The sequence below is a fragment of the Marinobacter sp. UBA2498 genome, assembly GCF_002341575.1.
GTDB classification, from domain to species: Bacteria; Pseudomonadota; Gammaproteobacteria; order Pseudomonadales; family Oleiphilaceae; genus Marinobacter; species Marinobacter manganoxydans.
On the sequence record NZ_DDOI01000042.1, the window covers coordinates 25,730 to 35,431 of the forward strand.

General features: G+C 56.2%; 8 protein-coding genes and 2 pseudogenes. 7 read left to right on the forward strand and 3 right to left on the reverse strand.

Annotated features, from left to right (window positions below):
• Positions 1-401 (reverse strand): annotated as a pseudogene (gene rimO / locus B2W52_RS04670) (30S ribosomal protein S12 methylthiotransferase RimO); the annotation flags it as partial.
• Between the two features lie 315 nt (positions 402-716).
• On the opposite strand from rimO, the gene B2W52_RS04675 reads away from it, so the two are divergent.
• The 3 genes from B2W52_RS04675 (at position 717) to cysN (ending at position 3,855) form a co-directional block, all read left to right on the forward strand.
• Positions 717-1,127: a PilZ domain-containing protein gene (locus tag B2W52_RS04675; RefSeq protein ID WP_008170127.1), complete on the forward strand. Its 411-nt coding sequence runs from the start codon at positions 717-719 to the stop codon at positions 1,125-1,127.
• Between the two features lie 159 nt (positions 1,128-1,286).
• Positions 1,287-2,195 (forward strand): sulfate adenylyltransferase subunit CysD, encoded by a 909-nt coding sequence (cysD, locus tag B2W52_RS04680; protein ID WP_008170124.1) that lies wholly within the window; start codon positions 1,287-1,289, stop codon positions 2,193-2,195.
• Between the two features lies 1 nt (position 2,196).
• Positions 2,197-3,855 (forward strand): sulfate adenylyltransferase subunit CysN, encoded by a 1,659-nt coding sequence (cysN, locus tag B2W52_RS04685; protein WP_008170122.1) that lies wholly within the window; start codon positions 2,197-2,199, stop codon positions 3,853-3,855.
• 68 nt (positions 3,856-3,923) lie between these two features.
• Here cysN and B2W52_RS04690 read toward each other — a convergent pair whose 3' ends face one another.
• The gene (locus tag B2W52_RS04690; RefSeq protein WP_039881807.1) at positions 3,924-5,132 is read right to left on the reverse strand and encodes an alginate export family protein; all 1,209 of its coding nucleotides are present in this window, start codon (positions 5,130-5,132) and stop codon (positions 3,924-3,926) included.
• Positions 5,133-5,744: 612 nt separating this feature from the next.
• On the opposite strand from B2W52_RS04690, the gene B2W52_RS04695 reads away from it, so the two are divergent.
• Positions 5,745-6,761, forward strand: a complete 1,017-nt coding sequence (locus tag B2W52_RS04695; RefSeq protein ID WP_273072430.1) for a nucleoid-associated protein — start codon at positions 5,745-5,747, stop codon at positions 6,759-6,761.
• A gap of 162 nt (positions 6,762-6,923) precedes the next feature.
• Here the strand turns inward: B2W52_RS04695 and trmH are convergent, their stop codons facing one another.
• A complete protein-coding gene (gene trmH, locus B2W52_RS04700) occupies positions 6,924-7,661 on the reverse strand; it encodes a tRNA (guanosine(18)-2'-O)-methyltransferase TrmH (protein WP_273072432.1) in 738 nt (245 codons plus the stop codon).
• A 208-nt stretch (positions 7,662-7,869) separates the two neighbouring features.
• Between trmH and miaB the strand changes: the two genes are divergently transcribed.
• The 3 genes and pseudogenes from miaB to B2W52_RS04710 all read left to right on the forward strand — a co-directional run.
• Positions 7,870-9,204: a tRNA (N6-isopentenyl adenosine(37)-C2)-methylthiotransferase MiaB gene (gene miaB / locus B2W52_RS04705; RefSeq protein ID WP_286801612.1), complete on the forward strand. Its 1,335-nt coding sequence runs from the start codon at positions 7,870-7,872 to the stop codon at positions 9,202-9,204.
• The gene (locus B2W52_RS22295) at positions 9,201-9,356 is read left to right on the forward strand and encodes a TRAM domain-containing protein (protein ID WP_414673474.1); all 156 of its coding nucleotides are present in this window, start codon (positions 9,201-9,203) and stop codon (positions 9,354-9,356) included. The genes miaB and B2W52_RS22295 overlap by 4 nt, the downstream gene beginning before the upstream one ends.
• A 53-nt stretch (positions 9,357-9,409) precedes the next feature.
• Positions 9,410-9,702, forward strand: a pseudogene (locus B2W52_RS04710) (hypothetical protein); the annotation flags it as partial.

Sequence of the window (9,702 nt, forward strand, 5' to 3'; positions counted from 1 at the left end):
TCGGTGAACGGATCGTGCTGCTTTTTCTGCGGAACGAACTCGTGAACCGCGCCGACCACTTCTTCATAGGCGTGGGGGCCGGAAACCGCCAGAACACCAGGGTGAGTATCGCGAATCTTGTCGGCCTCTACACCCATACAACCGGTGACAATCACCTTGCCGTTCTCGCTGATGGCCTCACCGATCGCATCCAGCGACTCCTGTTTGGCGGCATCGATAAATCCGCAGGTGTTGACCACAACAATGTCAGCGTCGTCATAGGTCGGCACAACATCGTAGCCGTCCAGCCTGAGCTGCGTGAGAATGCGCTCGGAGTCGACGAGAGCCTTGGGACAACCGAGGCTGATGAAACCGACTTTGCCGTTGCCGGACGAGGCAGGGGTCTGGGTGTTATCTGTCATAGAAGGCTTGGAATTCCCGGAGCTCAGCGCGAGCCCACAAATGAATGAAGGGCTATATTTTACACCAGCTCAGGGACCGCCTGCAGCAAAAGTCCGACGAGTATTGGAACGGATGGAAACTGACGGACGTCAAAATTTGTGACGTCTTGTTCAGAAAGATTTAACAAATCTGCCACTATAGGCGGCAGGCTTCTTGCTGATCACAAAGTAAACAACTACACTTTCATTCGCTTATCATGCGTTTAAGTGTTTTTCTGGAAGGGATTTATGGGAAAGGCAGCATCATTCGCAACCAGACACGCCAGAAGAGTCAACATGAAACCTGTCGCCGCCAAATTGAATTTGCGCAACCAACAGCGAGTGGACGTAGCCACCGACATTACTATTGAGAAATCGGACGGCTGCTGCCTGACCTGTTCGGTATCCAATCTCTCCCGCACGGGCGTTATGATTTCCTGTAATCAGGAAACGGTGAAACAACTCATTCCCGAGCAAAAGGCCCCGGCTCCAGGACACTGGATTGCCGTGAAGACCCGATTCTCCGTGCCGGTGGTTGCAACGCAACCGGTTTCCATTATTGCCGACGGCAACATCGTTCACATGCGACGCATCGCAAGGGACGAATTTCAGCTGGGCATCCAGTTCGCTGAGTTTGAAGGTAACGGCTTCGATTACGTCGATCGCTACGTTGCCAAGTTGCTGGCCGACTCCCGCAATCCGGCCTGAACGTCACCGTCTGCTCACTCACGGTCAGAGCCTGCCACTGCTATATTGTTATAACGCCAATTTCTAGTTGGGCGTCTTCTTATGCCCTTACCCCCTCTGGTATAGTTGCCGTATTCATTCGCACAGCCAACACGGCCCGCACGGCGGCAACGGATTATCATGACCACATATAACCTCACGCACCTGAAACAGCTGGAAGCGGAAAGCATCCACATCATCCGGGAAGTGGCAGCCGAGTTCGACAATCCGGTAATGCTGTATTCCATCGGCAAGGACTCCGCGGTAATGCTGCACCTGGCCCGCAAGGCCTTTTATCCGGGTAAACCGCCCTTCCCTCTCATGCACGTGGACACCACCTGGAAATTCCGGGATATGATCAACTTCCGGGACCGCAAGGTGAAGGAATACGGTCTGGACCTGATCGTTCACAAGAACGAGGACGGCATCAGACAGGGCATTGGCCCATTCACTCACGGCAGTGCCAAGCACACCGACGTAATGAAAACCCAGGCCCTCAAGCAAGCCCTGGACAAGTACAAGTTTGATGCGGCGTTCGGCGGCGCCCGCCGGGACGAAGAAAAATCCCGTGCCAAGGAGCGTGTCTATTCCTTCCGCGACGAATACCACCGCTGGGACCCCAAGAACCAACGTCCTGAACTCTGGAACATCTACAACGGCAAGATCAACAAGGGCGAAAGCATTCGGGTATTCCCGCTGTCCAACTGGACCGAGCTGGATATCTGGCAGTACATCTACCTGGAAAATATCGAGATCGTTCCCCTTTACTACTCCGCGGTGCGCCCGGTGGTTGAGCGCGACGGCACCCTGATCATGGTGGACGATGACCGAATGCCGCTGAAAGAAGGCGAGAAGCCGATGATGAAATCCATCCGCTTCCGCACCCTCGGCTGCTACCCGTTAACCGGCGCCATTGAATCCGAAGCCACCACGTTGCCGGAGATCATCCAGGAAATGCTGCTGGCCACCAGTTCCGAGCGTCAGGGTCGCGTTATCGACCATGATTCAGCCGGCTCCATGGAACAGAAAAAGCGGGAAGGGTACTTCTAAGATGTCACACCAGTCTGATCTGATTGCGGAAGATATTCAGGCCTACCTGAAACAGCACGAAAACAAGGAACTCCTGCGCCTGCTCACCTGCGGCAGCGTGGACGACGGCAAGAGCACGCTGATTGGTCGCCTGCTGCATGACACCAAGATGATCTATGAAGATCACATGGCCAGCCTGAAAACCGACAGTGCCAAGATGGGCACCACCGGCGAGAAGCTGGACCTGGCCCTGCTGGTAGACGGCCTGCAGGCGGAGCGCGAACAGGGCATCACCATTGATGTTGCCTACCGGTATTTCTCCACCGACAAGCGCAAGTTCATCATCGCCGACACTCCGGGCCACGAGCAGTATACCCGCAACATGGCCACCGGCGCGTCCACGGCGCAGGTGGCGATCCTGATGATCGATGCCCGCCACGGTGTGCTGACCCAGACCCGCCGGCATTCCTACATTGCCTCGCTGTTGGGCATCCGCCACATTGTGGTCGCCATCAACAAGATGGATCTGGTGGATTTCAGCGAAGAGCGCTTCAACGAGATCCGGGACGACTATCTGGCGTTTGCCGCCAAACTGGGCCTGAAGGACATCCGCTTCGTGCCGATTTCCGCCCTGGAAGGCGATAACGTGGTGAACAAGAGCGAGCACACCCCCTGGTTCACCGGCCAGCCGCTGATGGAAATCCTGGAAACCGTGGAAGTCGGTCGGGACAAGAACCTGGAGCATTTCCGCTTCCCGGTTCAGTACGTAACCCGCCCGAACCTGAACTTTCGCGGCTTCTGCGGCACCATCGCCTCCGGCGTGATCCGCCCGGGCGAGAAAATCATGGCGCTGCCCTCCCGGCGCACCAGCACGGTGAAAGAGGTGGTAACCTTCGACGGCAACCTTGAAGAAGCCTATATCGACCAGGCGATCACCCTCACGCTGACCGACGAAATCGACGTCAGCCGTGGCGACATGCTGGTAAAAGCGGAAGATGAGCCTGAAGTGGGCAACCGTTTCCTCGCCAACATCGTCTGGATGACCGACGCGCCGCTGGAAACCGGTCGCCTCTATGACATCAAGCTGGGCCCCACCTTCTCATCGGCCACGGTGAGAAAGATTCAGCATCAGACAGACGTAAACACGCTGGAAAAACGGGAAAACCCTCCGGAACTGAACTTGAACGAAATCGGCCTGTGCGAACTGACCCTGAGCCAACCCGTTGCGTTCGATCCTTATCCCAACAACCACGCAACCGGCAGTTTTATCGTTATCGACCGGCTGAGCAACGTGACCATCGGCGCGGGCATGATCGCAGGAACCTCGGAAACGGTGGAATCGCTGGACCCGGTCAGCGCTGACGAGCGCCGGCGTCGTCTGGCCCAGAAGCCTGCCATCATCGCGTGCAATGGCAAGCAGGCAGCGGCCCTGGCCTTGTCCCTGGAACGGGCGCTGTTTGATCAGGGTAAAACGTCCATCGTGCTCAGCGAAGACAACGCCGGCACTGTCGATGATCGCCGCCGCTTCGCACAGGTCATCAGCGCCCACGGCGTCATCGCGATTGCGGCAAAGCTCGGCTCGGACATCGCCTCGGCTTCCATCTGCGCAGACGACAGTGAAGAAATCGCAGGCGCGGTCAGCAAACTGGTGCAAGACCTGGTGCGCAACAAGCGAATCTGAGCCGAATGACGGATGAAAGGCCCCCGCTGGCAGTGGACGCCGCCGGGGCTTTTTTTCGGATATCAGCCTCAGAACTTGGCGGCCAGAGTCAGCCAGAGCTTGTCAGTATCCACTTTTCCGGTTGCTGCATCTCCGGCCATGTAGCGAGCGTATTTAATACCTGCTGAGTAGTTCTCCGCAAACTTGCGCTGATAGACCACATCAACCTCGCTACCCAAGTCACTGGCACCGCCAGGCGAGTCACTGGCCCTGAAGTCATGATATTTAAGGGTCAGGCCGCCGCCCGCCACGGGTGCCTTTACGCTGAGCGACGCGTCTTCCAACCCGACCAGCGGGGTGTTCAGAAACTGGTCAGCCCAGCCGTTCTGACCGTGCAGGGTTGCCAGTGGTGTAGAGAAGCCGTAGTTGCCATTATCCGACCCAAGGACTTCAAGTCCCGCTGAAACAATGACGCCCGCGATATCAATGCCCGCATTCAGCTTGTAATACTCGGCATCAAAATCAGCACCGCCCGATTCTGCCTCCTGGATCGCATATTCGGCTTCGTAGATTATCCCCAGCGGCTCAAGGTCATACCCGCCAACATAACGAAGCCCGACGGTGTCGAGCGAGTTGTCAACGCCTTCATCAATTTCCAGCAGATAGGCATAGCCGGTCAGCTTGCCGAGGGGTGTTTGGTAGGCAACGTTGACTATGTGATCCTTGGATGGCAGGTCCTGGCTCTCGGCAAAGATGCGGTTGCGCTGACTCAGGAAGGCGTAGTCGATTGCGAGGTTGGTTGACGGGGTGTAAGTCAGGCGGGCCGCATCAAACGTCTGGCGATCCTGGCGCCAGCCAACGTCGCCAATAAACCGGTGATTGTCGTAAGTTATCACCTGACGCCCCAACCGACCGGTTATATCTCCGAACCTGTACTGAAGGTAAGCCTGGTCCAGCTCTGTTGTCTCGGGATCGGCAATAACAGAGTAATTTGGATTCTTCCCCAGCGTGTCGTTGTAGTCGTCAAGCCCAGCCACGTTCCGAACGTCCTCAAACTCGACAAGCCCGGATAACCCATTGTAATCCGCAGTACGATAGCCAAGGCGGGTTCGCAAAGTTACGCTTTCCGCGTCCCTGAGTGCATTGTCCTGTTGCACCTGTTCGAAACGCAAGCGAAGATCTCCGTATACCTCGCCCTTACTCAGGGCTTCATGAAACCCGGTCTGTGCGGCCTGCACCGAGCCACCCATCAGGGCAATCGCTATCGCCAATCCGGCCTTTTTCATTACACATTGCATCGCAGTTCTCCGTTTCTGTTAAACTGACTGGTCAAGAGGAGACCGAAGAAAAATTCCGAGCCGCCTCACTGGCCATTTGCCAAAAAAAAAAGCGCCTATTGAACCGAAGAAATCTCCGGGCCAATAAGCGCTTTTGCTTGAGTGACTTATTCCACGAGAATTGTGTCGCACGACACAACGCGACTCTTCCCGCTGACCTGAACCATAAGCATGGATTGCGCCAATTCTTGTTCAGGCCTTTACTCTGGCGCTTCCGACCCTTTCCCAACCTCTGCGGGGTAGCCCTGCCAAGCCTGAAAACTGCCCCTTATTCAGGCACAGGCACAGACATGGAGCAGTCAAAGTGCGGGTCCCGAAGGCGGCTTCAGAGCTGAAAAGGCGATATTGCGGAATTCTCACGTGTCAAAATCGGCTTTGAACGATAATGCATCAGGATGGGTGGAAATTTGGATTTCCGCGTTTTTCATAATAAGCTGCCGCTCCTTGGACTATGGCCTTCTCTCCCATATCACTCACTGCGCAACCCATTGGATTTGACTGGCTTTACCATCCCGATGAAACGCTCATCATGGAGGCCTTTCAGTCAGGACAACGGCAACAGGGTAATTAACCATGGCAATCAAACACCTGAGGTCTGCCTTTTTTACGCATTTCCAGCCGGACCAGGCAGCCCATCTCAGTGCCGGAGACTCTCTGAGGGAGCCCGGTGGCGACTACGAGGGCCTGCACAAGCAGATGAAGCGGCTGTTCAACAGCAAGCCCGGTAAGAAATACGGCCGGTTTTCCGAAGATCTGGGCGAGTGCCCGTTCAGCGCCTGGCTGAACGACTACCTGGAAGACAAGCAAACCTTCAGCGCCATGACCGACCGCCTGTTCGGGCAGTGGCAGGAGCTCCTGACCGGCAGTCAGGAGGAGTTCGATGGCCATCTGATGATCGTCCACGATGCCCTAGCGGACGCCGAGGTGGTTTACCTGTTTATCCTGGAAACCGACAGCGCCATGCGGTTCGATGGCAACCAGTCACTGGATGCGACCGACGTCCTGAGCCTCTCCCGTCTGAACCTGGCCGTTCGCATCGAGCTGGACGACTGGCGCGGCAACAACCCGGCGGAAAACTACCTGACACTGGTCCACGGCCGCGGCACCGGCGAGCCAGGAGAGCTGTTTATCCGTTTGTGCGGGTTTACCAATCAGGTGGATGTGGAAAAGGAAACCATGACCTTCCTGGATGCGGTGGAAGCTTTTGCCAAGTCCTCCGAGCCCGAGAAAGCCGGAGAGGTTCGCAACAAGGCCTATGAGTTCTGTAAGGAGCAGCATGCCCTGGGCGAGCCGGTCGAAATCGAGGCATTGTCCGGCTACCTAGACGAGAGTGAGCCGCAACGCTTCAAGGAGTTTGCCTCAAAAACTGCTGAACTGCCGGAAAGCGGCGTGCTGCACCCGGACCATCGGAAAGTGAAAAAGCTGGTACGGATTGCAGGCTCCGGAGGCGGAATGAGCGTGTCCTTCTCTTCCGACCTGGTGAATCAGGCGGTTTACTACGACCGTGACAAAGATGCCCTGACGATTACCCGGCTTCCCAAGGCTTTGCGGGAGCAGCTTCAGCGGTATCTTGAGGCTCGCGAGGAGTGATGGGCTCTAGCTTTTGCTAAGTAGCCTGCTCGATTTGGGGGCTGGTCCAGAGGTGGGAGGCCTTTTCTTCTGGGAAAAGCAACTCGCTTCGCTCAGACATCTTTTCCCGACAGAAAAGACCTCCCACCCCCGGACCGATCTCACAGAAGAGTAATTTTCTTTTTATTGCTCATCTGCGGTGACTTTAGGTTCGTCATCCCACCGTGGGCGATTCGCCCTTAACTTTCTTACTTCCTGCATCCAGCCCACACCGTCGACCAACTCACCCGTTTCCGGGTCTATCGGCGGGTACGGCAAATTGCGGTCGTCGCAGTAGCGTTTGACGGTGGGCTGACACCAACAGAATAAAAGGCGGTTGTACTCGTCATCCGGCATCCGGCGCTGATCGAACATGCCGGCCAGCTTCCGCTGCCTCTGGGCTTCGGACAGGACAATCGCGCAGGCAGACGATACGTTCAGCGACTCCACCATCCCCATCATTGGGATAACGATGTGCTCGTCAGCCTGAGCCGCGGCATCGACGCTGACGCCATCCACTTCGTTACCCAGGATTATCGTGCAAGGCAGGGTGTAATCCACATCCCGGAAATCAATGGCCCGGTCGGATAGCTGTGCGGCGTATAGCTTGTGGCCCTGCCCTTTCAGCGCGGAAACCGCTTCTTCCATGCTCCGGTGGGTGTGGGTGGTGACCCAGTTGTAGCTGCCTCCGGCGGTTTTCCGGAAAGCCCGAAATCCTTCCTTGGGCCAGACCACGTGCATGTTGGCCAGGCCGAAAGCATCGCAGGAGCGAATGATGGCGGAGAGGTTCCGGGGTTTGTGAACCTGGTCGGTGAGGACGCTCAGATCCGGTTGCCGGGTGTTCAGGGTTTGTTTGATCCGGGAGAGGCGTTCGGGGGTCATTTTGGTGTTTGGGTATTAGGTTGAAGGATTTATCGTGAGGCTCGTCGAAACCATAAGCGCCAAATAGTATCACAACCGGACTAGCAACTAGCCGAGACAAAGGTGGTTGAAGTTTAAGCACCCCGTTATAATACGCAGTTCCTTTTTGCTGGCGCCCCGTTTCAAAAACCAGTTCCCGGCGCAACATCCATCAGATTACGTGAGACCCATGGCCAAGAAGCTGTACATCAAAACCCACGGCTGTCAGATGAACGAGTATGACTCTGCCCGCATGGCAGACCTGCTCAAAACCGGTGAAACCGTCGAAATGACCGATTCACCCGATGACGCCGACATCCTGCTGCTGAACACCTGCTCCATTCGGGAAAAAGCCCAGGAGAAGGTGTTCCACCAGCTTGGCCGCTGGAAAAAGCTGAAAAGCAAAAAGCCGGAAATGATCATCGGCGTGGGTGGCTGTGTGGCTTCCCAGGAAGGCCAGGCGATCATTGACCGCGCACCCTACGTGGACATGGTCTTCGGCCCCCAGACTCTGCATCGCCTGCCGGACATGATTACCGAAGTGCGCGCCAAGGGTAACGGTGTTGGCGTGGTGGACGTCAGCTTCCCGGAAATCGAAAAATTCGACAACCTGCCCGAGCCCGGCGCAGACGGCCCTTCCGCGTTTGTTTCAATCATGGAAGGCTGCAGCAAGTATTGCACCTTCTGTGTGGTGCCCTATACCCGTGGTGAAGAAATTTCGCGCCCCTTCGACGACGTGTTGGTTGAAGTGGCCGACCTGGCAGACCAGGGCGTCAAGGAAGTGACGTTGCTCGGGCAAAATGTGAATGCTTATCGCGGCCCCATGGGCGACACAAGCGAAATTGCTGATTTCGCCATGTTGCTGGAATACATTCACGACATACCGGGTATCGAGCGCATCCGCTACACCACGTCCCACCCGAAGGAAATGACCGGTCGTCTTATTGAGGCCCATGGAAAACTGACGAATCTGGTGCCTTTCCTGCATCTACCGGTACAAGCGGGCAGCGACCGCACTCTGGCGGCAATGAAGCGCGGCTATACCGCACTTGAATTCAAGTCGATCGTACGCCGACTGAAGGCCGCCCGACCCGGCATCACGCTCTCGTCGGACTTCATCGTTGGCTTCCCCGGCGAAACAGAGGCCGATTTCGAACAAACGATGAAACTGATTCGCGACGTCGGCTTCGACCAGTCTTTTTCGTTTATTTATTCGCGTCGCCCAGGTACACCGGCTGCCGATCTGGAAGACAACACGACAAAAGAACAGAAACTTGAACGCCTCTATCGCTTGCAGGCGCTTGTTAACGAGCAGGCATCCGCGATCGCCCAAGGCATGCTCGACACGACCCAGCGGGTACTGATCGAAGGGCCGTCAAAACGCGACCCCCGCGAAGTCATGGGACGCACTGAAAACAATCGTATTGTGAATTTCCCGGCCTCTCCTGAACTGATCGGCCAAATGCGCAACGTTCGTATCACGCAAACCAGTGCCAATACGCTCCGAGGTGAACTACACCCATGACCAGAAGCTCACGCCGGCACAAACCGGTTACCGNNACGGAAAACAACCGTATCGTGAATTTCCCGGCACCGGCTGAACTCATCGGCCAAATGCAGAATGTTCGTATCACGCAAACCAGCGCCAATACGCTGCGTGGCGAGCTAGATTCATGACCAAAAGCGCACGCCGGAATAAACCGGTTACCGTTCGGCTTGATGGCGACAACATGCACCTGGCCAACCTGTGTGGTCCGCTCGACGAAAACCTGCGCCAAATTGCCGATGGATGGAATGTGCTATTAAATCGCCGTGGCAGCCATGTTTCCATCGAGGGAGAACAGGCCAAAGCCGCCGCACAGGCACTGGAATGGTTTCATGAGCGCGCGGTTCACAAAGCACACACAATCGACGACATCCAGCTTGGCATGGTGGAGTTGGGCGCTGGTCGCAGCAAAGCCGACGATCCCCGCAAAATCGAACCGCTGCCCGAACTGCCTCCTGTCGATGATCAAAGCATGGA

What these genes read in the sequence shown, in the direction of transcription:
- B2W52_RS04675 (WP_008170127.1), top strand. Translation starts at nt 717, where the DNA reads ATGAAACCTGTCGCCGCCAAATTGAATTTGCGCAACCAACAGCGAGTG.
- cysD (WP_008170124.1), top strand. Translation starts at nt 1,287, where the DNA reads ATGACCACATATAACCTCACGCACCTGAAACAGCTGGAAGCGGAAAGC.
- cysN (WP_008170122.1), top strand. Translation starts at nt 2,197, where the DNA reads ATGTCACACCAGTCTGATCTGATTGCGGAAGATATTCAGGCCTACCTG.
- B2W52_RS04690 (WP_039881807.1), bottom strand. Translation starts at nt 5,132, where the DNA reads ATGCAATGTGTAATGAAAAAGGCCGGATTGGCGATAGCGATTGCCCTG.
- B2W52_RS04695 (WP_273072430.1), top strand. Translation starts at nt 5,745, where the DNA reads ATGGCAATCAAACACCTGAGGTCTGCCTTTTTTACGCATTTCCAGCCG.
- trmH (WP_273072432.1), bottom strand. Translation starts at nt 7,661, where the DNA reads ATGACCCCCGAACGCCTCTCCCGGATCAAACAAACCCTGAACACCCGG.
- miaB (WP_286801612.1), top strand. Translation starts at nt 7,870, where the DNA reads ATGGCCAAGAAGCTGTACATCAAAACCCACGGCTGTCAGATGAACGAG.